Raw genomic sequence first — 23,310 nt, forward strand, 5'->3', positions numbered from 1 at the left:
CAGAAGGTGCCGAGTGGTCACTGCGTGAATATTGACGCCAGAATTGTGGCGAAATACTAACACCCACGATTGAGTTAGCTGAAAAGATCGCAGCCTGCGGTAGCTCCTACGCCGAATGCGTTTTCCATGTAGGAGCTGCCGAAGGCTCGGGCCGCGTTCGGACGATCTTTTGCTTCACATCAAGCCGGTTTGATTTCCAGCATCGCTTCCTGCGCCAACTCCTTTTCCGCTTCCTTGAGGTCTTCCTCGCTGATCATTTCCGCGATCACTCGCAAGCGTTCCACTACCCGTGCGTTGACGCTGCCTTCAGGGAATTCGCCATTCTCATCCGGCGCACCGGCCGGCTCGCCGACCAACAGGCTCAGGGCCTCGTCGGCCTGGCGCACTGCGTAGACATGGAACTGCCCCGCCCGCACCGCCGCCAGCACCTTCTCGTCGAGCATCAGCGTGGCGACGTTGGCCTGAGGAATGATCGCCCCTTGCTCACCCGTCAGACCACGGGCTTCGCAAAGTCGGAAGAAGCCTTCGATCTTCTCGTTAACCCCACCCACCGCCTGCACTTCACCGAACTGGTTGATCGAGCCGGTAATCGCAAAGCACTGCTTGAGCGGGGTTTTCGACAAGGCCGAGATCAGCGTGCACGCCTCACCCAGGGAAGCGCTGTCGCCGTCGACATAACCGTAGGACTGCTCCAGGGCGATACTCGCGGAAATTGCCAGCGGGAATTCCTGGGCATAACGACTGCCCAGATACCCGGTGAGGATCATCACGCCTTTGGAGTGGATCGGCTGGCCGAGGTTGACCTCGCGTTCGATGTCGACGATGCCGCTGCCGCCCGGATAAACCGTGGCGGAAATCCGCGCCGGTATCCCGAAGGCCGAATCGCCGACTTCCAGCACTGTCAGCCCGTTGCACTTTCCGACAGCTGCTCCATTGGTGTCGATCAGAATGATCCCCGCCAGCATGTCATCGAGAATCCGCGCCGAAACGCGCCCGGTACGGGTGGCCTTGGCCTTGAGCGCACGCTCGATGTGCCCGGCATCGGTCATGTCGTCACCCGCCAGGTCACGAATGAAATCCGCCTCGCTGACCAGTTGGAACAGATCGCCGATCCGCGCCGACAAACGCCCTTGGTGCTCAGCCAGACGCGCGCTGTAAGTCGCCAGACGCGCCACCGCATCGGCGGTCAGCGGCGCCATGCCTTCCTCGGACGTACGGGTTTTGAGCAACTGGGCGAACTGCTCCAGGCTTTCGTCGACCATTGGGATGTCTTCGTCGAAATCCACCAGGACACGGAACATCTCCTGGAAGTCCGGATCGAGGTCTTGCAGCGTGTAGTAGAGCTGCCGGGCGCCGATGATGACGACTTTGACCTGCAACGGAATGTGTTGCGGAGTAAGGGTCACCGTGGCGAAACGGCCCATTTCGCCCAGCGGCGATTCCATTTTCAGTTTGCGCGATTGCAGCGCGCGTTTGAGCGCATCCCACACGAACGGCTCGCTGAGCATTTTTTCCGCTTCAAGAATCAAGAAGCCGCCGTTGGCGCGGTGCAGCGCACCCGGACGCAACTGTCGATACGTGGTGTAGAGCGCGCCCTGATCGGTGGTGTACTCGATGCGGCCGAACAAGTTTTCGTAAGTCGGGTGCGGCTCAAAGACCACTGGCGCACCGCCGCTGAACGGATGACCGACCACCAGGCTGGGGGCGTATTGCTCTTCGAGCATTTTGCGGGCGATGGCGTCGGTCTTGCTGTCGTCCACCAGTTGCTCGACCACCGTCTTGAGCAGGTACACCTGCATCGCTTGCAGGTAACCGCAAACGCCTGCGTTTTCCGCGTACTTTTCCGACAGCGGCGCGAGCAATGGCTGCAAGGCCAGGGTAATCGTTTCTTCGTTGAGCTGACGCAGTTGATTGCTCGACTCGCGCTTCCATTGCGGCAGGCTGGCGAGTTCTTCGTTCAGCCGCTCTTCCAGCCCGGAAATGTCGTCATGAAAACGTTCACGCTCGGCTTCAGGCAATTGGGCGAATTCAGCCTCATCCAATGCCTTGCCTTCGCTCATCGGCGTGAAGGCGATGTTGCTGCTGTCGCGGTAGAGCGCAACCTCTTTCTCCAGCGCCAGACGCTCGATCACATCCAGGGCACGGTCATAACGCTGGTTGAAAGCGCGGTCGATGGCGCTTTTCTTCTGCTGATAGGACGGGTGCTCGAACACCGCCGGAAAGGTCGCCAGCAGGTTGTCGATCAAACCGCTGATATCGCCTATGAAGGCGCCGGCGGTGCCCGACGGCAACTCCAACGCTCGAGGCTCGCGCGGTTCATCAAAATTATTGACATAGACCCAGTCCGCCGGGGTCTGCAGGCGCTTGCCTTCGGCCTTGAGGTAGCGTTTGACGAACGAAAACCGGCCAGTGCCGGGCTCGCCCATGACAAATACGTTGTAACCGGGGCGCGGCATGGCCACGCCGAACTGCAAGGCTTCGACCGCGCGTTCCTGGCCAAGCACACCGCGAAAGGGTTCCAGATCATTGGTGGTAGAGAAGCTGAACTGTTCAGCGGAAAACGGACGGGTCAGCGCTTCAGGCGCTAAACGCAAGCTGGCAGCAACAGGATCAGGCATCGGGCTTCCTTACATCAGGCGGGGCAGATAGCGGCATTCTGGCGCTGCCCATACCTCACTGGCAAGGCGCGCCTATAACCAAAGTTTAGACAAAGCGTCAGCCCCGGGCCGAGCGGGTCAAAATCAGTGTTTCAAGGAATGTTTCGCAAAAGATTACGGAACCCCCGGAACATGCCTAAACTCCATGCTGCGCGGCTGGAACTAATAACCGGCCCACTGGCACCATTAAGGGCCAGCACCCTGTCCATTGGAATGCACACAAAGAGAACATAGCTATGAAACGGATTCTTCTCGGTACTCTCTTCACCGCTGTATCCATCAACGCCATGGCGCAGGCGCCAGGCGGTCCGGACTGCGGTTGGGGCAACATGCTGTTTGAAGGTCAGCGTGGCACCCCGGCACACTTCCTGGCATCCACCACCAACGGCACTTCCGGTAACGCAACGTTTGGTATGACCTCCGGCACCAACGGTTGCTCGACCAATGCGTCGCTGACCTACGGCGGCAAATCCTGGATTGCCATGAATGGCATGATGAACGAGCTGTCTGAAGACATGGCCAAAGGTCAGGGCGAAGCGCTGACCACTTACGCCGTGGTACTGGGCGTGGCGCCGGAAGACCGTGCGCACTTCGCCGCTGTGACTCATCAGCACTTCCAGCAAATCTTCAGCAAAGCTGACGTGACCGCTGATGACGTGCATACCAACACCCTGGCCGTGCTGAAAAGCGACCCTCGTCTGGCCAAGTACGCCACTCAAGCTTAAGCTCGACCGGCCCGCTCTCGTTGGGGAGCGGGTTTTATTTTTTGAACCTGGCCCTTTTGGCCTGCCCTTTCGGGTTTTTGTTTCTTTCGGCTTAAGTTGCCCACTATGCTCAAACGCCTTGCCTGGCTGGCGCTCTGTGTCTGCGCCCCGCTGTCCGCCGCGCCACACATCGACAATCAACGTTTGCAGCAACTGGCCAACGAGCCCTTCTGGATTTCCCTGGGGCATTACGAAACCGCCAAGCTCGGTGGCTGGCGCAGCTATGTCAGCGACAAGAAATTCTTTCTCGCCCCCGATGGCAACGAACACCCCGACCGCGAACTGGCGGCGACCGTGCAGGCACTGTATGCCCCGGCCAGTGCCGGCGAGCAGCATGCACAATGCGTCTATCCGGCCCGCACCCGCTGGCTCAAGGCGCAACTAGAACTGGGCGATCTGCCGACACCGGACTGTGCTGAGTTCAAGCAATGGTTCAAGGATGTTTCGCCCCACAGCACGGTGATGATTTTCCCGGCGGCCTACCTGAACAGCCCGTCGTCGATGTTCGGCCACACCTTGCTGCGCATCGATCAGGCCAATGTGCAGAGCGACAAGACCTCGCTGCTCAGTTACGCAATCAACTTCGGCGCTTACATCGAAGGTTCGGACAACAGCCTTCTGTACGCCTGGAAAGGCTTGATGGGCGGCTATCCCGGGCTGTTTGCGCTGGTGCCGTATCAGGAAAAACTCTCGGAATACCGCAGCCTCGAGAACCGCGACCTGTGGGAGTACCGCCTGAACCTGACCCAGCAGGAAACCGAGCGCATGGTCGAGCACGTCTGGGAACTCAAGCAGATCCAGTTCGACTACTTCTTCTTCGACGAAAACTGCTCCTACCGCCTGCTTGAACTGCTTCAAGTAGCGCGGCCGAGCCTACATTTGACCGAGCAGTTCCCGTTGACGGCCATCCCCACCGACACGGTCAAAGCAGTGAAAGAAGCCGGGCTGGTGGAGTCGATCGAGTATCGCCCGTCCCGTGAGCGCGAACTGCTAAGCCGTGCCGAGCCATTAACCTTTGAAGAGCAGGAGTGGGTGCTAAAAGTCAGCGCCGATCAAAAGCAATTGCAGACTCCGGCGTTCAAGGCTCAGCCTCGCGACCGACAAGCGTTGATCATCGATGCGGCTTATCGTCTGGAGCGTTATCGCGCCAACGGTCAGGAGCGTGACCCGCAACGGGCTCAACGCAGTTTCGAATTGCTGCGCGCAATCAATCAAAACCCGCCCCCGGAGCTGGACATTCCGCAACCCGGCTTGCCCGAGGACGGACACGAGTCCCGCACCTGGCAGGCCGGCCTCGGCACCCGAGGCGACAAAGCTTTCGGTGAATATGGCCTGCGCATGGCCTATCACGACCTCAATGACAACGCCGAAAGCTTCCCCCTCGGCGCACAGATCGAAATTTTGCAGATGAAGCTGCGCCAATACGAAGGCAATCACTGGCAGCTGCAGCAACTGGATCTGGCGACCATCCGCTCGCTGACGCCTCGCAATCAATTGTTGCAGCCGCTGTCGTGGCAAGTCACTGGTGGCCTTGAGCGCGTACCGGGCAAGCATGATGACGAAACCCTGGTCAGCCATGTCAACGGTGGCGGCGGCGGGACCTGGCAACTGGGTGAGGATATGCTCGGTTTCGCCTTGGGCACCGTGCGTGTCGAGCATAACAACGACTTCGCGGCCTTCATTGCCCCGGCGGCGGGCTTTAACAGCGGCTTGCTATGGAAAAACCCGCTGGGCAATTTCAGCCTGGAAGCCAAGGGCGATTACTTCACCAATGGCGAGGTGCGCCGTATTGTGAGCCTGAATCAACAATGGGAATTGTCGCGCAACCTCGGTTTGCGCCTGAGCGCCCAGCGCGAATTCAGCCACCTGGCTTCGCCCGAAAACGAAGTGATGCTTGAGGTGAAGTGGTATCACTATTGATCTGACACATCACTACCTGTGGGAACGAGCCTGCTCGCGATGAGGCCATCACCTTCAACATCCGTGTTGCCTGTTCCACCGCCATCGCGAGCAGGCTCGCTCCCACAAGGGATCTGCGCTACCCGGCAGATTAATCACAAGCCTTTCACACACCCGACGAATCTACTTCTAGACTTCTCTTATAGACCGGCTCGGCTAATGGCTTGCGTCAGTGCAGTCCATTGGGGCGAGCGCGAACCGGACTGGCAACAAGAGAAAGACCGGGACGCCGCGCGAGCCTATCGCTCGCAATAAGTCGTTTACAGACATTCGTCGAAACTTAAAGCCTGTGACCATGGCCCAAATCCTATAACGGGAGAACAGCATGAGCCGTGCCTTCGTCAATGAAGATAACGCTGCCGAGCAAGCCGATCTGCCAGTCGAACGGCAGGTCAGCGCGCAGCCCAATTACGTCACGCCCGCCGGTCTGGCGCAGCTTCAGGCGAAAGTCGCCGAGCTGCAAACGCTGCTTGATCAGGAAAGCGCCAAAGGCGAACTGGCGGATAAGCAGCGCCAGGCCGACCTCGATCGCGACTGGCGCTACTTCAAGCATCGCCTGCAAAGCGCCCAAGTGGTCGCACCGGCCTCCTCGGCCAATAAAGTGCAGATTGGCAATTGGGTGACGTTTGCCGACGAACACGATCATCAGCAACGCGTGCAATTGGTCGGAGAAGACCAGGCGAATGCCGCCCATGGCTTGATCAATTGGAGCTCGCCGCTGGGGAGGGCGTTGCTCGGGGCGCAGGTGGGCGATGAAGTGTTGTGGAAACGACCGGCGGGGGATTTGGTGATTGAGGTGTTGACCATAGAAATCGGGTGAATTCGATGACGCCGCAATCTCGCCTGTAGGAGCTCCTGCAGAGGAACAAAAAAACGGAGCCCCGAAGGCTCCGTTTTTTTTATCCTGCCAACCTGAAATCAGGCCAGTTTCTTGTGCCGTACGCGGTGTGGCTGGGAAGCCGCTTCGCCGAGGCGTTTCTTGCGATCGGCTTCGTACTCGGTGTAGTTACCTTCGAAGAACACCGCTTGCGAGTCGTCTTCGTACGCCAGGATGTGAGTCGCGACGCGGTCAAGGAACCACCGATCGTGAGAGATCACAATGGCGGCGCCCGGGAAGTCCAGCAAGGCTTCTTCCAGGGAACGCAGGGTTTCAACGTCGAGGTCGTTGGACGGTTCGTCGAGCAGCAGGACGTTGCCGCCCTCTTTCAGGGTCAGGGCCAGGTGCAAGCGACCACGCTCACCACCGGACAGGTCCTTGACGAACTTCTGCTGATCGCCGCCCTTGAAGTTGAAGCGCCCCACGTAGGTGCGCGACGGGATCTCGTAGTTGCCGATGCGAATCTGGTCGGAACCGTCGGAGACCTGCTGGAACACAGTCTTGCTGCCATCCAGGTCTTCACGGCTCTGATCGACGCACGCAAGTTGCACGGTTTCGCCAACTTCGATGCTGCCCGAATCCGGTGTTTCCTTGCCCATCAGCATGCGGAACAGGGTCGACTTACCGGCACCGTTACCGCCGATCACGCCAACGATGGCGCCTTTAGGCATGGAGAACGACAGGTTGTCGATCAACACGCGATCGCCGTAGCCCTTGCTGACGTTCTTGAACTCGATGACCTTATCGCCCAGGCGCGGACCGGCCGGGATGTAGATCTCGTTGGTTTCGCTGCGCTTCTGGAATTCCTGCGATTGCATTTCTTCGAAGCGTTGCAGACGAGCCTTGGATTTGGACTGGCGGGCCTTGGCGCCTTTGCGCACCCACTCCAGTTCTTCCTTCATGGCCTTTTCGTGGGCCGACTGCTGCTTGGATTCGGCCGCCAGACGATCGGACTTGGCTTCGAGCCAACCCGAATAGTTGCCCTCGTACGGGATACCGGCGCCGCGGTCGAGCTCGAGGATCCAGCCGGCGACGTTGTCCAGGAAGTAACGGTCGTGCGTGATCGCAACCACGGTGCCCGGAAAATCGTGCAGGAAGTGCTCCAGCCAGGCGACGGAATCGGCGTCCAGGTGGTTGGTCGGTTCGTCGAGCAGCAACATGTCTGGCGCGGACAGCAGCAGGCGGCACAGGGCCACACGACGCTTTTCACCACCGGACAGGAATTCGACCTTGGCATCCCACGCGGGTAGACGCAGCGCATCGGCGGCGACTTCCAGTTGGCGATCCAGGTTGTGACCATCGCTGGCTTGCAGGATGGCTTCAAGCTTGGCCTGTTCGGCGGCCAGCTTGTCGAAGTCGGCATCCGGTTCAGCGTAGGCCGCGTAAACCTCGTCCAGGCGCGCCTGAGCGTCCTTGATTACGCTGACTGCTTCCTCGACCACTTCACGAACGGTTTTGGTCGGGTCCAGGATCGGTTCTTGCGGCAGGTAGCCAATGTTCAGGTCCGGCATCGGACGGGCTTCACCGTCGAACTCGGTATCGACGCCAGCCATGATTTTCAGCAGCGTGGATTTACCCGAACCGTTGAGACCGAGTACGCCGATCTTGGCGCCAGGGAAGAACGACAGCGAAATGTTTTTCAGGATTTCCCGCTTCGGCGGAACAACTTTGCCCAGCCGATGCATGGTGAAGACGTATTGAGCCATGGAGAACCTTGGGTCAGTGACTGATGAATGATTGGAGCGCAGGCGATGCCCGGCCAGGCCATGCGCGTCGTTCAATTGATGGGTATCAAGGCGTGCGCGCTGAAAAAAACCTGGGAGCTGGAACGCTCCCGCGTAACCGGCAAAGCTACCTCATTGATAGAAGGCAGTCCAGCCGAGCGGGACTGGCACTTCGCCACAACTCAAGGCATGCTAGCCGCCCTTCGGGCGTCCGGCTTATAGTGCTCGTCGCGCCAGTCCAGCCAAACCCCAGGATTACAGTTTGTCCAATGTCTCTCCGCCACCGTCCGTGAGCGCACATAATCCTGCGACCGGCTCGCCCCTGCGCGGAACCTTGAAGGGCGCGCTGGCGACCCTCGTGCTGTTGCTGCTCGCACTGCTGCTCTGGCAGCTGCTGGATCAGCTTCGCGAAACCCAGAAAAACCAGCGCCAGTACACCATCGACTACTCCGCCGACCTGGCTGCGCAAATCAGCCTCAACATGGCCCTCAACGCCCAGATCGCCCTTAATCTGCTACCGTTCATCGAACAACCACAAAGCCCCGACGAGCAGCAGGCGTTGCTGCGCAAACTGCAACAATCGCTGCCCGACCTGCGCAGCCTGGCGCTGCTCAGCCCCTCCGGCAAAATCCTCAGCGACAGTGCCGCCGACAGCCCGGACGCCCATTACCTGAGCGAATTGGTTCAGCGCAGCCGTGCCCAGGCCCACTATTTCAGCAACACCGATGACGGTTCGGTGGTGCACCTGCTCCTGCATCAGGCCAGCGGCAGCAGCCGCGACTATTGGCTCCTGCGCCTGACGCCGACGTTTTTCTCCTCTCTGACCAAACAGGGCGACGTCGGCATCCGCCCCCAGTGGTTGGCGGAAAACCGCATCAATCATCGAATCATCAGCCGCGATGACGCCCAGCCATCGGCCAAACCGGCCGTGCTGACAACCGACGAACTGGCCAACAGTGTGCTGACAGTCCCCCTGAGCAACAGCGACTGGCAACTGCGCGGGCTGTTCGACCGGCAACAGGTGATCGAACAACTGCTGCCGGCGTTCATCGGCAAATGCCTGCTGGGGCTGGTCTTTTCACTGTTGCCGTTCATTGCTCTGCTGAGCATTCGTCGCCGTCAACGGCAACTGCATGAGGACCGCCGACGCTATCAAGACATTTTTGAAGGCACCGGCGTTGCGCTGTGCGTGCTCGATCTGTCCGGGCTCAAAAGTATCTTCGACAAGGCTCAACTCAACAGCAGTGGGCAGTTGAAGGCCTGGCTCGAGACACCGGAGCACCGCCAGCAATTGCTGCAGGAACTGCGCATCACCGAAGTCAACCAGGTCGCCCTGCAACTGCTCAATGTCAATTCCTGCGATCAGGCCTGGAAACTGCTGGTCGACGGCAGCCCTCTGGACTGCACAGCCATTGGCAATCAAGTGCTCGAAGCAGTGCTCAATCAGCAGAAACAGCTTGAACTGGAAATCAAGCTTCAGGACGCCAATGGCCGCGACCAGCATTTGTGGCTGGTGCTGCGTCTGCCGGAAGATCAGGCCGACTACAAGGCAGTGATCCTGAGCATCAGCGACATCACCAGTCGCAAGCTCATCGAATTGTCGCTGCTGGAGCGTGAAGGGTTCTGGTCCGACGTGGTGCGCACCGTGCCGGATCATCTGTATGTGCAGGATGTGGTCAGCCAGCGGATGATCTTCAGCAACCATCACCTGGGGCAAACACTGGGTTATAACCGCACCGATCTGCATCAGATGGGCGAGTATTTCTGGGAAATCCTGTTGCACCCCGAGGATGCCGACTATTACCACCGCTCACGCCAGTCGCAACGTCACGCGGGTTACACCCAACTGATGCAATGCCAGTTGCGCTTCCGTCATCGCGATGGCAAATGGCGGCGTTTCGATATTCGCGAACAGGCCTTGGCGCGGGACAAATACGATCAGGTCACGCGTATCATCGGCGTGGCCAAGGACATCACCGAGCAGATCGAAGCCAGTGAGTCCCTGCGCGACAGCGAGCAACGCTACCGGATGCTCGCCGAAAGCATCAGCGACGTGATTTTCTCCACCGACAGCAAGCTGGCGCTCAACTACGTCAGCCCCTCGGTGCAAGCTGTGCTGGGCTTCGACGCCGACTGGATATTCCAGAATGGCTGGCAATCGACCATCGCCAACCCGCAACAACTGACCGGCATTTACAGCCTGATGGACCGGGTCAGCAAAGCGCTGGATAAACCCGAACAACTGGCGCTGCTGCGCAGTCAGGTGCAGACCCAGCTGTTTCTGTTCGACTGCCTGCGGGCCGATGGACGCAAGATCCCTATCGAGTTGCGCCTGGTGCTGGTCTGGGACGAACACGGTGCCTTCGAAGGTGTGCTCGGGGTCGGTCGCGACATCAGCCAGCAACGTCGGGCCGAGAAAGACCTGCGCATGGCGGCCACGGTATTCGAGCACTCGACCTCGGCGATTCTGATCACTGACCCGGCCGGCTACATCGTCCAGGCCAACGAGGCTTTCAGTCGCGTCAGCGGTTATGCGGTGGCCCAGGTCCTCGACCAGTTGCCGAATATGCTCACCGTCGATGAGCAGCAGGAAGCCCATCTGCGCTATGTGCTCAAGCAATTGCATCAGCACAGCACCTGGGAAGGCGAAGTCTGGCTCAAACGACGCAGTGGCGAGCATTACCCAGCCTGGGTCGGGATTACCGCGGTGCTCGACGACGAAGGCGATCTGGCCAGCTACGTGTGTTTCTTCAGCGACATCAGCGAACGCAAGGCCAGTGAGCAACGGATTCACCGTCTCGCCTATTACGACGCCCTGACTCACCTGCCCAACCGCACGCTGTTCCAGGATCGCCTGCACACCGCGCTGCAATCGGCTGAACGGCAGAAGGCTTGGGTGGTGCTGATGTTCCTCGACCTGGACCGGTTCAAGCCGATCAATGACTCTCTGGGCCACGCCGCCGGCGACCGCATGCTCAAGGAAATGGCCACGCGCCTGCTCGGTTGCGTCGACGATGACGACACCGTGGCGCGCATGGGCGGTGATGAGTTCACGTTGCTGCTGCAACCGCGGGTCAACCGGGAGATCGCGCTGAACCGGGCGATTCATGTGGCCGAACAGATCCTCGCCAGCCTGGTGAAACCGTTCGTGCTGGAAGGCCGCGAGTTCTTTGTCACCGCCAGTATCGGCATCGCCCTGAGCCCTCAGGACGGCAGCGAACTCAGTCAGCTGATGAAGAACGCCGACACCGCGATGTACCACGCCAAGGAGCGCGGCAAGAACAACTTCCAGTTCTATCAGGCTGACATGAATGCCAGCGCCCTGGAGCGTCTGGAGCTGGAAAGCGACTTGCGCCATGCATTGGAACAAAACGAATTCGTGCTGTACTACCAGCCGCAATTCAGCGGCGACGGCAAACGCCTGACCGGCGCCGAAGCCCTGCTGCGCTGGCGCCACCCACGACGCGGCCTGGTGCCGCCGGGGGATTTCATTCCGGTGCTCGAGGAGCTCGGGCTGGTGGTGGATGTCGGCGACTGGGTGATCAGCGAAGCCTGCCGTCAGCTCAAGACCTGGCACCAGGCCAAGGTGCGAGTGCCGAAGGTCTCGGTGAACATTTCAGCGCGGCAGTTCTCCGACGGACAACTCGGCACACGAATCGCCACCATCCTCAAGGAAACCGGCCTGCCGCCGGCGTGCCTGGAACTGGAACTGACCGAAAGTATCCTGATGCGCGAAGTCAGCGAGGCGATGCAGATCCTCGATGGCCTGAAAAACCTCGGCCTGAGCATTGCGGTCGACGACTTCGGCACCGGTTATTCATCGCTCAATTACCTCAAGCAATTCCCGATCGACGTGCTGAAAATCGACCGCACCTTCGTCGATGGCCTGCCCTCGGGTGAACAGGATGCGCAAATTGCCCGGGCGATCATCGCCATGGCCCACAGCCTGAATCTGGCGGTGATCGCCGAAGGCGTGGAAACCCACGAGCAACTCGACTTCCTGCGTGAGCATGGTTGCGATGAGGTTCAGGGGTATCTGTTTGGCCGGCCAATGCCGGCGAGTCGGTTTGAGGCGCAGTTCAGCAATGATGCGTTGTTCATGTTTGACTGAGTTTTTTGGTGCCTCAGATGACGCCATCGCGAGCAGGCTCGCTCCCACATTTGGAATGCGTTCCCCTGTGGGAGCGAGCCTGCTCGCGATGAGGCCGGCACGATCACCGCTGATCCCCGCATGAACACCACTTGTCTGCGACATGATGTCCTTTCATATGCCATCTAAAACCCATTGGGTTAGAATGCCCCCCTTTTCTGCCCCGATCCTTGAGGACCGCCATGTTCAGCCGTGATTTGACTATTGCCAAGTACGACGCCGACCTTTTTGCCGCCATGGAGCAAGAAGCTCAGCGCCAGGAAGAACACATTGAGCTGATCGCTTCGGAAAACTACACCAGCCCTGCGGTGATGGAAGCTCAAGGCTCGGTACTGACCAACAAGTACGCCGAAGGTTACCCGGGCAAGCGCTACTACGGTGGTTGCGAGTTCGTCGACGTGGTTGAGCAGCTTGCAATTGATCGAGCCAAAGAACTGTTCGGCGCCGATTACGCCAACGTTCAGCCACACGCCGGTTCGCAAGCCAACAGCGCCGTTTACCTGGCCCTGCTGCAAGCTGGCGACACCATTCTGGGCATGAGCCTGGCCCACGGCGGTCACCTGACCCACGGTGCCAGCGTTTCGTCCTCCGGCAAGCTGTACAACGCTGTTCAGTACGGCATCGACGCCAATGGCCTGATCGACTACGACGAAGTTGAGCGCTTGGCGGTTGAGCACAAGCCAAAAATGATCGTGGCCGGTTTCTCTGCCTACTCGCAGATTCTGGACTTCCCGCGTTTCCGCGAAATCGCCGACAAGGTTGGCGCCTACCTGTTCGTCGACATGGCTCACGTGGCCGGCCTGGTCGCCGCTGGCGTCTACCCAAACCCGGTTCCATTCGCTGACGTGGTCACCACCACCACGCACAAGACCCTGCGCGGTCCACGTGGTGGCCTGATCCTGGCTCGCGCCAACGCCGACATCGAGAAGAAGCTGAACTCCGCGGTATTCCCGGGCGCCCAAGGTGGCCCGCTGGAGCACGTGATCGCTGCCAAGGCGATCTGCTTCAAGGAAGCCCTGCAGCCAGAGTTCAAGGCCTACCAGCAGCAAGTGGTGAAAAACGCGCAGGCCATGGCCGGCGTGTTCATCGAGCGCGGTTTCGACGTGGTGTCGGGCGGTACTCAGAACCACCTGTTCCTGCTGTCGCTGATCAAGCAGGAAATTTCCGGTAAAGACGCCGACGCCGCACTGGGCAAAGCGTTCATCACCGTGAACAAAAACTCGGTACCGAACGATCCACGCTCCCCGTTCGTCACCTCCGGTCTGCGTTTCGGCACACCGGCAGTGACCACTCGCGGCTTCAAGGAAGCAGAGTGCAAAGAGCTGGCCGGCTGGATCTGCGACATCCTGGCAGACCTTTCCAACGAAGCGGTGATCGACGCCGTTCGTGAGAAGGTCAAGGCCATCTGCAAGAAATTGCCGGTGTACGGCGCCTGATTGCAACTCGTGACATAAAGAAACCCGGCTAATCAGCCGGGTTTTTTTTCGCCTGCAATTTTACCGGACACGTCGTGTTATTAAACATTCGCCCTCTTGATTACTGATTAATCACTTATTTAAAACACCTACGCCAGCCTATAACAACAATAAAACAACCAACATACAGAAATACATAACAACCACTTCAACCCTGCAAAAACAATTACTATCCGACTGCAATCACATCAATACAGCCAAGGACGACTATGACTACCAACCGACAAAAATCATTCATTGCAACACTGGAGCTGGATAACCGACATGTAGAGTTTCTGCAAACATTGCATGGGAATCCAGCCATTCGATTCGACACATTCGCCAGTGGCGGTTTCTATACGGGCACCCCAACAACACGCAACGACTCTCACTTACTGGGCAGTCGCGCACAAGAAGAAATAGAGGCCATTGCGCCATTAACCATCTATTTTCGATGCACTAACGACTATTACACCTTATACATCCGCTCTCACGGACCCTACACAGGGCATTGTATAAGCAAGGATTCCGCGAGAGTGCTTGGCGCATTCCTTCCTGCAGGCAGCGACACCACTTCTTTCAATATCCTGGGCAGTCAAAACAACATCATGACGCTGGAAAACATGCCGAATGATATTCACAGAGTCCGGCTCAAGGCTCGAAACTCGGGACACATCGGCGGTCTTCTTCGCAAGGGCGCGCCCTACAGCTATCTAGCCGAGATCGAGGAGCAAGGCGTGGTGTTCAAGCTGCGCATTATCGAGCGGAACGCCTCCTTCCTGAGCAACCCTAACGAAATCTGACAGGCCGCCGGGAACAGCTCCTGCGGCATCTTCACACAGGCACCACAGCGATCGCCTGTTGATCCCCCAACCTTCAAGGTACACACATGAGCACCGATCAGGAAAAATCCTTTACTGCGACTTTGAGTACACGCTTTGGCTATCCCCACTTCCCAAAGTTGACATACGGTAAAATCACCCGCACACCAAAACCGGACTACGATTTTTTCGGTTTCGATCACTACATGGATGTTTCGGACTACCTTTTCTTAAAACCAGAAGTCCCCCCCGACGCACTAACCTTCTACTTCAGGTGCCTGAACGACTACTACACACTGTATATCTTTACCCACGGCGTGTATTACTACATGACGCTGAGCAAAGAGAGCGACGATTTTTTAAATGCCTATACACCCAACGATGGAAATCAGACGACATTCAACCTGCTGGATGCCAACGGAAAAATCATCACACTGGACCAACTCGACAACGACACGCCTACTGTAAGAATACAAACACGAGGTGGTAACCTGCTACGAGCAGGACTCAGCCGCAACCCATATGATTCTAAAGTTGGCACATTCGTTCGCACCAGCCAAACTCGCAGTTCAGGCATTCTCGACTTCAAACTTAACATCCTCCAGCGCAATGTACCTTATTAAGGGCGCGGAATTGAAAGTCCTTCCTCCCAACACTTTATGCGCCTCGCCATAAATGCTCTTCACGAGTATCTGACTTAACGCGCATGCGCTCACAAGGAACGCATGCCTGAGCACAGGTGGACGCATGATCACCACCACTGGTCAGACCGGTCATGCCAATTTTCCGTTGGCACATTTTCTTGGCAGCCTGGTGCCAATGACTTCGCTGGCTATCGCGCGGTATGACGCGCTGGCAGGTGATTATTGCGGGTGGCGGGAGCACGCGGAGATTGTCGATGCAGTGGAGCGTGGGGATGTTACGGCGGCCGAGAGGTTGATGACCCGGCATCTGGATCGCCTTGAGGAGGCGTGCTGCACCCTGGATCGGCAGTCAGCCAAAAATCGTGTTGCCGATTAGATCACCATCGCGAGCAGGCTCGCTCATTGGATCGAAGGTGAACACAGAATTTGTGAACACCTGAGATCAACGGTGGGAGCGAGCCTGCTCGCGATGGCGGCATCAGACCCGCTGAAAATGTCGAGGGGCTTACTCCGCCGCAACCCGCGCAAACCCCTCGCGAATTTTCTCTTCCGGCAAATCATCGGCAATGAACACGATTACGCTTTCGCGTGTTTCAGCATCGGCCCATTCCGTATCCCAATCGAATCCGTACAACTTCAAGACCCCCTGAAACACCATCCGCCGCGGTTCGCCCAAGATGTTCAAAACACCTTTGTAGCGCAGCAATTGCTTGCCATGGTCTTCCAGCAGTTCGTTCATGAACTCGCTGAGTTTATCGATATCCAGCGGCTTGTCGGTGCGCAACACCAGGCTGGAGATACGGTCGATGGACGGTGCCTTGCTCGCTGGACGCAGACTTACCCCACCGCCGAGATCGGCATTGAGATTGAAACCGCGCACGTCGAGCAGTTCTGCCAAGTCGATCTTGCCGTGGTCGACTACACGGATCGGTGCGCGACGGTTGATTCGGGTCAGACGTTCGCTCAACGCCGTGAAGGTCGGCTCGTCCACCAGATCCCGCTTGCTCACCAGCAAACGGTCGGCAAAACCGATCTGCGCCTGGGCTATGGTCTGGGTCAGATGCAGGTCAGCATGGGCGGCGTCCACCAGGGTGATGATGCCGTCGAGGATGTAGCGCTCACGCAGTTCTTCGTCGATGAAAAAGGTTTGCGCCACCGGGGCCGGGTCGGCCAGACCGGTGCATTCGATGACCAGACGATCAAAGGCGATTTCGCCGCTGTCCAGGCGTTCAAGCAGGAGGTACAGCGCTTTGGTCAAATCGGTATGGATGGTGCAACAGACGCAGCCGTTGGACAGCGTCATCACTTGCACCGGATCAAAGCCCAACAGTTGGGTATCGATACCGGAGTCGCTGAATTCGTTTTCGATCACGGCGATTTTCAGGCCGTGCTCGGCTTTGAGCAGATGGCGCAGCAGCGTGGTTTTGCCGGCGCCGAGGAAGCCGCTGAGGATTGTTACTGGAATGGGAGAGGACAAACGGGTTCTCCTGTTTCACAAAATTAAGAAACAACACAAAACAAATGTGGGAGCGCCGCACCGCCGCTCCCACAGGGATTGCATCAACCTGGCTGTCGGGTCAACAGCACTTCGGCCCACCCTTGCCACCGTAACGGGCTTCCTGACGTTCGCGAAAGAACATCTCGTAGCTCATCACCGGTTTGTCCGGGTGTCTGGTTTGCATATGCTCGACGTAGTTGTCGTAGTCGGGCATGCCGACCATCAGGCGCGCAGCCTGACCGAGGTATTTACCGAGGCGACTCAGGTCATTGAACATGGTGCAATCCTCAGGTTACGCATCCGGCTGAGCCTGGAACGGCGATTCTTTATCCGTGCGTTCTTTGGTACCCCAGGCGGCAATGCCGACCTTGAGCGCATAGAACAGGATGCTGAACACCACGAACAGGAACAGCGCGGTCAGCGTTGCGTTGGTGTAGGCGTTATAGATTACATGCTGCATCTGCTCGATGCTCTTGGCCGGAGCCAGGATTTGCCCATTGGCCAACGCATCGCTGTATTTCTTCGCCAGCGACAGGAAGCCGATGGCCGGATTAGCGTCGAACAACTTGATGAAGCCTGCGGTGGTGGTGCAGATCAGCAACCACACGGCTGGCAGCAGGGTCACCCAGACATAGCGTTGGCGTTTCATTTTGATCAGCACAACGGTTGCCAGCATCAGCGCGATACCCGCCAGCATCTGGTTGGAGATGCCGAACAACGGCCACAAGGTGTTGATCCCGCCCAGCGGGTCGATCACGCCTTGGTACAGCAGGTAACCCCACATCGCCACACAACCGGCGGTGGCGATCAGGTTGGCGGTCCAGGATTCGGTGCGTTTGAGCGCCGGCACAAAGGAGCCGAGCAAGTCCTGCAGCATGAAACGCCCGGCACGGGTACCGGCGTCGACCGCGGTCAGGATGAACAGCGCTTCGAACAGGATTGCGAAGTGGTACCAGAACGCCATGGTGTTTTCACCCGGCAGGACACTGTGCAGGATCTGCGCGATACCGACCGCCAGGGTCGGCGCACCGCCGGCACGGGCCAGGATGGTGGTTTCACCGATATCCTTGGCCACCGCTTGCAGCGCTTCCGGGGTAATCGCGAACCCCCAGCCGCTGACAGCTTGTGCCACAGCCACCACGTCACCGCCGACGACCGCCGCCGGGCTGTTCATGGCGAAGTACACGCCTGGCTCGATCACCGAAGCGGCCACCATGGCCATGATCGCCACGAAGGATTCCATCAGCATGCCGCCATAACCGATGTAACGGGCGTTAACCTCGTTATCCAGCAACTTCGGCGTGGTGCCGGAGGATATCAGTGCGTGGAAACCCGACACCGCGCCACAGGCAATGGTGATGAACAGGAACGGGAACAGACCGCCCTTCCACACCGGTCCCGTGCCATCGATGAACTGGGTCAATGCCGGCATTTTCAGCTCGGGCATGGTGATCAGGATGCCGATCGCCAGCGCAACGATGGTGCCGATCTTGAGGAAGGTCGACAGGTAATCGCGGGGGGCGAGGATCAGCCATACCGGCAGTACTGCGGCGACGAAACCGTAGCCGATCAGCATCCAGGTGATCTGAATCCCGGTGAAGCTGAACGCTTTGGCCCACACCGGGTCAGCGGCAATCTGCCCGCCCAGCCAGATCGAACCCAGCAGCAACGCCACGCCGATTACCGAGATTTCACCGATGCGACCCGGGCGGATGTAGCGCATGTAAATGCCCATGAACATTGCGATCGGGATGGTCGCCATCACCGTGAAAATCCCCCACGGGCTTTCGGCCAGGGCCTTGACCACGATCAGCGCCAGCACCGCGAGGATGATGATCATGATCAGGAAGCAGCCAAACAGCGCGATGGTCCCGGGGATGCGGCCCATTTCTTCACGGACCATGTCGCCCAGGGAGCGGCCATTGCGGCGGGTGGACATGAACAGCACCATGAAGTCCTGCACCGCACCGGCCAGCACCACCCCGGCAATCAGCCACAGCGTACCGGGCAAGTAGCCCATCTGCGCCGCCAATACCGGACCGACCAGCGGCCCCGCGCCGGCGATGGCCGCGAAGTGGTGACCGAAGAGGATGTGTTTGTTGGTCGGCACGTAGTCCAGACCGTCATTGTTGAGCACAGCAGGTGTAGCCCGACGCGGATCGAGTTGCATCACATTGTTAGCGATGAACAGGCTGTAGTAGCGGTACGCGACCAGATAAATGGCCACGGCGGCGACCACAATCCACAAGGCGTTGATCGCCTCGCCTCGGCGCAATGCCACTACGCCCAGGGCGCACGCTCCCAGGATTGCCAGCAGCAGCCAGGGTAAGTGGCGTAGCAGGCTATTATTATTTTTCATTTTATGATTCCAGCCAGAGTGGACAAGAAAGACAGCCATCCCGAGTTTAGCGCTACTGGCCTCAAAGGCCACCCCAACGTTGGTCTAGACCCTGTCTTGCTGGCAGGCTTTAACAATGCGGGTCTATAGTCAGCGGACATTCAGAGGATTGCGCCATGAGTGACCACCCTGCTGATCGCCGCCGCTTCAAACGTATTGCGTTCGATGCCCGAACCGAACTGAGCCAAGGGGAATTCATCTGGCCGGTGAAGTTGATTGACCTGTCACTCAAGGGGCTACTTATCGAGAAGCCCGAGCCATGGCTGGGTAATCCAGACTGGCATTTCCTGGTTGATATTCATCTTAACGAAGACGTAGAGATCAAGATGGATGTGATGTTGACCCACGATGACCATGGTCAACTCGGGTTTGTCTGCAAACACATCAGTCTGGAGTCCATTGAGCGCCTGCGGCGGTTGATCGAGTTCAATCTGGGGGATCCGCAAGAGCTGGAACGTGAACTGGGTGCACTGATCGAAATCTGACCGCTTTTGTAGGAGCTGCCGAAGGCTGCTCCTACAGGGATCGGCGTTTATTCGAATAGAGCGTCGAGCGCCTGTTCCAAGCGCGTCACGGCAATAATCTGCAACCCCAACGGCGCCTCTTTCGGCGCGTTGCCCTTGGGCACGATGGCGCGCTTGAAGCCGTGCTTGGCCGCCTCTTTCAAACGTTCCTGGCCACTCGGCACCGGGCGCACTTCACCGGACAAGCCGACTTCGCCGAACACCAGCAGATCATGGGGCAGCGGCCGGTTGCGTAAACTGGACATGACCGCCGCCATCAGCGCCAGGTCAGATGCTGTTTCCAGTACCTTCACTCCGCCAACCACGTTGAGGAATACGTCCTGATCGTGAGTCGGAATGCCGCCATGGCGATGCAAAACCGCCAACAACATGGCCAAGCGATTCTGATCCAGACCGAGCGTTACCCGGCGCGGGTTGGCCAAATGACTGTCATCCACCAACGCCTGGACTTCCACCAGCATCGGCCGAGTGCCTTCCCACGTTGCCATGACCACGCTGCCCGGGACTTCTTCCTGAGCGCGGGTCAGAAAAATCGCCGACGGGTTAGAGACTTCTTTCAGGCCCTTGTCGGTCATGCCGAACACACCCAATTCATTCACCGCGCCGAAACGGTTTTTCACCGCCCGCAACAAACGCAGGCGCCCATCGGACTCGCCTTCGAAATACAGAACGGTGTCGACCATGTGCTCCAGCACTCGGGGACCGGCCAGTGCGCCTTCTTTGGTGACATGGCCCACGAGGAAAATCGCCGTGCCGCTTTGTTTGGCGTAACGCACCAGCAATGCTGCACTTTCGCGAACCTGAGAGACGCCACCCGGTGCCGATTGCAGCTGCTCGGTGAAAATCGTCTGAATCGAGTCGATCACCATCACCTTGGGCTTTTCCTGCCGGGCCGTGGCGATAATGGTTTCGATGCAGGTTTCGGTCATTACCCGCAGCTGATCCTGAGGCAAGCCCAGCCGCCGGGCGCGCATGGCCACCTGTTGCTGGGACTCTTCGCCGGTGACATACAGCGCCGGCATGCTCTTGGCGAGGTTGCACAAGGTTTGCAACAAAATGGTCGACTTGCCGATGCCGGGATCACCACCGATCAACACCACGGAGCCATCCACCAGGCCGCCGCCGAGAACGCGATCCAGCTCGCTGGATGCCGTGGAGAACCGCGGAATCTCTTCAACGCTGACTTCGGCCAGGGTTTTGATCTGCGCCTGCTGGCCGGTCCACCCGGTGCGACCACTGGGAGCTGCAGCGCCGCCACTCTCCACCATGGTTTCGGTCAGGGTGTTCCAGGCTCCGCACTCGCCGCACTGGCCGGCCCACTTGGGGAAGGTTGAGCCGCACTCGGTGCAGCCGTACATGCGCTTGGCCTTGGCCATCTGAACTCCCGGCAAAAACCGCGATGATAGCTCAGCTGGCGCGGATCAGCGCGGCGCCGCCGTGCGGATTTCACCGCCGGCCAGACGCGCGGCACTATTGCCCAGCGGATCTTCGGCGTTCATGTCCGCGCCTTTGGCCTTGAGTGCGTCCAGCAACTCGACGCGCTTGAACAAGCCGGCATACATCGCGGCGGTCTGTCCCGCACCGTTGCGTTGGTCGGGATTGCAATTGGCCGCCAGCAGGGTCTTGGCAATCTGCACTTCGCCTTTGAAGATCGCCCCCATCAACGCCGTATTGCCACGTCGATCCTGAGCACAGGCGTCCGCCCCGGCAGCGAGCAAACGTTCCACTGCGGCGCTCTGGCCATGATAGGCGGCCAGAATCAGTGCGGTGTAACCCTTGCTGTCGCGGGTGTCGAGGGAATAGCCGGCCTCGATGAAGGTATCGAGCATGGGCACATCACCCCGTCGAGCGGCATCAAAATAGTAATTCTGTAATTGCGCCTTCAGCGCTTCAGGGGCCTTTGATACTTGCGGTTCAGCCCCGGCGAACACACTGAGCGACCAGCACGCCAGAATCACAGACAGATAAAAACGCATGGCAGAGCTCCTTGATCAGACGAGACCTCGCATGAGGTCCCGCTTCAGGCGGATGGATCAGTCGACCAGTTTGGCCGCCAGCGCCTTGACCCGAGCCAGATCACCCTTGGCGACTTTGGTCACCCCGGTCCCGTAATCCGGGTCGGCCTTGTAAAGGAAGGACAGAATGATGTGCTTGCTCTCGTCATCGGTGGTGGCCAGTGAGCCACCGAAGCTGTCGATCAGGTCCTGACGTTCCTTCGGGTTGAACGAGCGATACAGATCGCCGGCCTGTTTGAAGTTCTGCTCACGCTGAATCTTCGCCTGCTGCGTACTGCCCGACAGGGCCGACTGGCTATAACGCGCAATTTGCGGTTCTTCGCGGGACAGCAGGCGACTTGGCTGGTAATTCACGCCCGTGCTGCTGGTGCCGATGTTCATTGCGCCATCCTGATTACCGTTATTCACGGCGACTTTGGGTGCGTTGATCGGCAGCTGCAGAGCGTTGGCCCCCAGACGATACAGTTGGGTGTCGGCATACGAGAACACTCGTCCTTGCAATAAACGATCTTCCGAAGGTTCGATACCCGGAACTAAATTAGCCGGAGCCATGGCCACTTGCTCGGTTTCCTGGAACACATTCGCTGGATTACGGTTCAACACCATTTGTCCAACTTTTCGTTCAGGCACACCTGGCCAGATCTTGGTCGCGTCCAATGGATCGAAATCAAACTTGGACACGTCTTGCGGATTTACAATCTGGATGTACAAGTCCCATTTCGGGAAGTCACCCTTGTTAATATGTGACACCAGGTCATTTGTCATATGACTGTAATCTTGACCTTGAACACCCGCTACCTCTTTAGGGTCAAGATTTTTTATCCCCTGCAAACTTTTCCAGTGAAACTTTACATAGTGCACATCACCTTTTGCATTAACTAACTTGTAGGCATGCACACCGTTGCCATCCATCTCCCGATAACTGGCAGGCGTGCCAGAGTTGGAATACAGCTCGGTCAAGGTACGCGTGGCTTCTGGAACATGGGAGAAAAAGTCGAAACGACGGGAATCGTCGTCAAGGTTAGTGCGCGGGTCTGGCTTGAAGGCGTGGACCATGTCCGGAAACTTGATCGCGTCACGAATGAAGAAGGTCGGGAAATTATTGCCGACCAGGTCCCAATTGCCGTCTGCGGTGTAGAACTTGGTGGCGAACCCGCGCGGATCACGCAAGGTTTCCGGCGAATGATTGCCATGGACCACAGCGGAAAAACGCACGAAGACCGGCGTGCTCTGGCCCCCGGCAAATACCTTGGCCTTGGTCAGGTCACTGAGATCGTCGGTCACCGTGAACGTGCCATGGGCGCCAGTGCCACGGGCATGCACCACGCGCTCGGGAATGCGTTCACGGTCAAAACGCTGGAGTTTCTGGATCAGTTGCACGTCTTGCAACAGCACCGGCCCGGTCGCGCCAGCGGTTTGCGAATTTTGATTGTCGCCGACAGCGGCACCGTTATCACGGGTCAAGGTTGCAGCATTAATGGAGAAGGACAGCAGGCTGACGGTCAAAACGCCAAACGTACGATGGAGGGGAAAAGCCCCGAAGCCAAGGGAAGTTGTCATGAAAGTTTCCTCTGATTTTATAAGGCGCATCCAGGTGCGCCCCACAGAGGCTAGTGACCCAAAGGCCAAAACATAAATAGAAATCCCATACCGAGCCCATAGCGAAAAGGTTCTGGAAAGCCCGGTCTAGAGCGGGTAGTCGCGCGCGAATGGTGGCACTTTATAAACTAATTGCCAGATGTGTCATAGGAGCGAGCATTGTAAGGCGGTGTTTCGAGCACGAACCGTTTTGCTGATTTACACTGCGTTCACCAACCTCATCTGT

General features: G+C 58.3%; 16 protein-coding genes and 1 pseudogene. 9 read left to right on the top strand and 8 right to left on the bottom strand.

Annotated elements, in window-relative coordinates; all coding sequences use genetic code 11:
- Window positions 1–179: 179 nt before the first annotated feature.
- A complete protein-coding gene (locus LOY56_RS22675; RefSeq protein ID WP_258617204.1) occupies window positions 180–2,618 on the bottom strand; it encodes a Lon protease family protein in 2,439 nt (812 codons plus the stop codon).
- Between the two features lie 275 nt (window positions 2,619–2,893).
- Here LOY56_RS22675 and LOY56_RS22680 point away from each other — a divergent pair, with 275 nt between their 5' ends.
- The 3 genes from LOY56_RS22680 to LOY56_RS22690 all read left to right on the top strand — a co-directional run bounded on the left by LOY56_RS22680 (window position 2,894) and on the right by LOY56_RS22690 (window position 6,200).
- The gene (locus LOY56_RS22680; protein WP_007901840.1) at window positions 2,894–3,382 is read left to right on the top strand and encodes a DUF3015 domain-containing protein; all 489 of its coding nucleotides are present in this window, start codon (window positions 2,894–2,896) and stop codon (window positions 3,380–3,382) included.
- 105 nt (window positions 3,383–3,487) lie between these two features.
- Window positions 3,488–5,341 (top strand): DUF4105 domain-containing protein, encoded by a 1,854-nt coding sequence (locus LOY56_RS22685; RefSeq protein WP_258617211.1) that lies wholly within the window; start codon window positions 3,488–3,490, stop codon window positions 5,339–5,341.
- A gap of 364 nt (window positions 5,342–5,705) precedes the next feature.
- Window positions 5,706–6,200 (top strand): GreA/GreB family elongation factor, encoded by a 495-nt coding sequence (locus tag LOY56_RS22690; protein ID WP_258617212.1) that lies wholly within the window; start codon window positions 5,706–5,708, stop codon window positions 6,198–6,200.
- Between the two features lie 98 nt (window positions 6,201–6,298).
- On the opposite strand, the gene ettA is transcribed toward LOY56_RS22690, so the two are convergent.
- Window positions 6,299–7,963, bottom strand: a complete 1,665-nt coding sequence (ettA, locus tag LOY56_RS22695; protein WP_258622846.1) for an energy-dependent translational throttle protein EttA — start codon at window positions 7,961–7,963, stop codon at window positions 6,299–6,301.
- A 280-nt stretch (window positions 7,964–8,243) separates the two neighbouring features.
- On the opposite strand from ettA, the gene LOY56_RS22700 reads away from it, so the two are divergent.
- The 5 genes and pseudogenes from LOY56_RS22700 to LOY56_RS22720 all read left to right on the top strand — a co-directional run.
- Window positions 8,244–12,092 carry a bifunctional diguanylate cyclase/phosphodiesterase gene (locus LOY56_RS22700; protein WP_258617214.1) on the top strand — a complete coding sequence of 1,283 codons (3,849 nt, stop codon included), beginning with the start codon at window positions 8,244–8,246 and terminating at the stop codon, window positions 12,090–12,092.
- Between the two features lie 221 nt (window positions 12,093–12,313).
- Window positions 12,314–13,567, top strand: a complete 1,254-nt coding sequence (gene glyA, locus LOY56_RS22705) for a serine hydroxymethyltransferase (RefSeq protein WP_007895259.1) — start codon at window positions 12,314–12,316, stop codon at window positions 13,565–13,567.
- A gap of 248 nt (window positions 13,568–13,815) precedes the next feature.
- Window positions 13,816–14,388 carry a hypothetical protein gene (locus LOY56_RS22710; RefSeq protein ID WP_258617215.1) on the top strand — a complete coding sequence of 191 codons (573 nt, stop codon included), beginning with the start codon at window positions 13,816–13,818 and terminating at the stop codon, window positions 14,386–14,388.
- A gap of 86 nt (window positions 14,389–14,474) precedes the next feature.
- Window positions 14,475–15,029 carry a hypothetical protein gene (locus tag LOY56_RS22715; protein WP_258617216.1) on the top strand — a complete coding sequence of 185 codons (555 nt, stop codon included), beginning with the start codon at window positions 14,475–14,477 and terminating at the stop codon, window positions 15,027–15,029.
- Window positions 15,030–15,186: 157 nt separating this feature from the next.
- Window positions 15,187–15,426: pseudogene (locus LOY56_RS22720) on the top strand (FCD domain-containing protein); the annotation flags it as partial.
- A gap of 129 nt (window positions 15,427–15,555) precedes the next feature.
- Here the strand turns inward: LOY56_RS22720 and yjiA are convergent.
- From yjiA to LOY56_RS22735, 3 genes are all read right to left on the bottom strand, one after another.
- A complete protein-coding gene (yjiA, locus tag LOY56_RS22725; protein ID WP_258617217.1) occupies window positions 15,556–16,527 on the bottom strand; it encodes a GTPase in 972 nt (323 codons plus the stop codon).
- A gap of 100 nt (window positions 16,528–16,627) precedes the next feature.
- Window positions 16,628–16,825: a YbdD/YjiX family protein gene (locus LOY56_RS22730; protein WP_095633526.1), complete on the bottom strand. Its 198-nt coding sequence runs from the start codon at window positions 16,823–16,825 to the stop codon at window positions 16,628–16,630.
- A 15-nt stretch (window positions 16,826–16,840) separates the two neighbouring features.
- Window positions 16,841–18,907 (bottom strand): carbon starvation CstA family protein, encoded by a 2,067-nt coding sequence (locus LOY56_RS22735; protein ID WP_258617219.1) that lies wholly within the window; start codon window positions 18,905–18,907, stop codon window positions 16,841–16,843.
- A gap of 155 nt (window positions 18,908–19,062) precedes the next feature.
- On the opposite strand from LOY56_RS22735, the gene LOY56_RS22740 reads away from it, so the two are divergent.
- Complete coding sequence (locus tag LOY56_RS22740) at window positions 19,063–19,431, top strand: PilZ domain-containing protein (protein WP_048396474.1); 369 nt, start codon at window positions 19,063–19,065, stop codon at window positions 19,429–19,431.
- Window positions 19,432–19,478: 47 nt separating this feature from the next.
- Here the strand turns inward: LOY56_RS22740 and radA are convergent, their stop codons facing one another.
- The 3 genes from radA to katB are packed head-to-tail and all read right to left on the bottom strand — an operon-like array spanning window position 19,479 to window position 23,045.
- Window positions 19,479–20,846: a DNA repair protein RadA gene (gene radA / locus LOY56_RS22745; protein ID WP_258617221.1), complete on the bottom strand. Its 1,368-nt coding sequence runs from the start codon at window positions 20,844–20,846 to the stop codon at window positions 19,479–19,481.
- Between the two features lie 45 nt (window positions 20,847–20,891).
- Window positions 20,892–21,446 (bottom strand): ankyrin repeat domain-containing protein, encoded by a 555-nt coding sequence (locus LOY56_RS22750; RefSeq protein ID WP_258617222.1) that lies wholly within the window; start codon window positions 21,444–21,446, stop codon window positions 20,892–20,894.
- A 57-nt stretch (window positions 21,447–21,503) separates the two neighbouring features.
- Window positions 21,504–23,045 (bottom strand): catalase KatB, encoded by a 1,542-nt coding sequence (katB, locus tag LOY56_RS22755; protein ID WP_258617223.1) that lies wholly within the window; start codon window positions 23,043–23,045, stop codon window positions 21,504–21,506.
- Window positions 23,046–23,310: the final 265 nt, after the last annotated feature.

Source organism: Pseudomonas sp. B21-048 (assembly GCF_024748615.1).
Taxonomy (GTDB): domain Bacteria; phylum Pseudomonadota; class Gammaproteobacteria; order Pseudomonadales; family Pseudomonadaceae; genus Aquipseudomonas.

What these genes read in the sequence shown, in the direction of transcription:
- LOY56_RS22675 (WP_258617204.1), bottom strand. Translation starts at nt 2,618, where the DNA reads ATGCCTGATCCTGTTGCTGCCAGCTTGCGTTTAGCGCCTGAAGCGCTG.
- LOY56_RS22680 (WP_007901840.1), top strand. Translation starts at nt 2,894, where the DNA reads ATGAAACGGATTCTTCTCGGTACTCTCTTCACCGCTGTATCCATCAAC.
- LOY56_RS22685 (WP_258617211.1), top strand. Translation starts at nt 3,488, where the DNA reads ATGCTCAAACGCCTTGCCTGGCTGGCGCTCTGTGTCTGCGCCCCGCTG.
- LOY56_RS22690 (WP_258617212.1), top strand. Translation starts at nt 5,706, where the DNA reads ATGAGCCGTGCCTTCGTCAATGAAGATAACGCTGCCGAGCAAGCCGAT.
- ettA (WP_258622846.1), bottom strand. Translation starts at nt 7,963, where the DNA reads ATGGCTCAATACGTCTTCACCATGCATCGGCTGGGCAAAGTTGTTCCG.
- glyA (WP_007895259.1), top strand. Translation starts at nt 12,314, where the DNA reads ATGTTCAGCCGTGATTTGACTATTGCCAAGTACGACGCCGACCTTTTT.
- LOY56_RS22710 (WP_258617215.1), top strand. Translation starts at nt 13,816, where the DNA reads ATGACTACCAACCGACAAAAATCATTCATTGCAACACTGGAGCTGGAT.
- LOY56_RS22715 (WP_258617216.1), top strand. Translation starts at nt 14,475, where the DNA reads ATGAGCACCGATCAGGAAAAATCCTTTACTGCGACTTTGAGTACACGC.
- LOY56_RS22730 (WP_095633526.1), bottom strand. Translation starts at nt 16,825, where the DNA reads ATGTTCAATGACCTGAGTCGCCTCGGTAAATACCTCGGTCAGGCTGCG.
- LOY56_RS22735 (WP_258617219.1), bottom strand. Translation starts at nt 18,907, where the DNA reads ATGAAAAATAATAATAGCCTGCTACGCCACTTACCCTGGCTGCTGCTG.
- LOY56_RS22740 (WP_048396474.1), top strand. Translation starts at nt 19,063, where the DNA reads ATGAGTGACCACCCTGCTGATCGCCGCCGCTTCAAACGTATTGCGTTC.
- radA (WP_258617221.1), bottom strand. Translation starts at nt 20,846, where the DNA reads ATGGCCAAGGCCAAGCGCATGTACGGCTGCACCGAGTGCGGCTCAACC.
- LOY56_RS22750 (WP_258617222.1), bottom strand. Translation starts at nt 21,446, where the DNA reads ATGCGTTTTTATCTGTCTGTGATTCTGGCGTGCTGGTCGCTCAGTGTG.
- katB (WP_258617223.1), bottom strand. Translation starts at nt 23,045, where the DNA reads ATGACAACTTCCCTTGGCTTCGGGGCTTTTCCCCTCCATCGTACGTTT.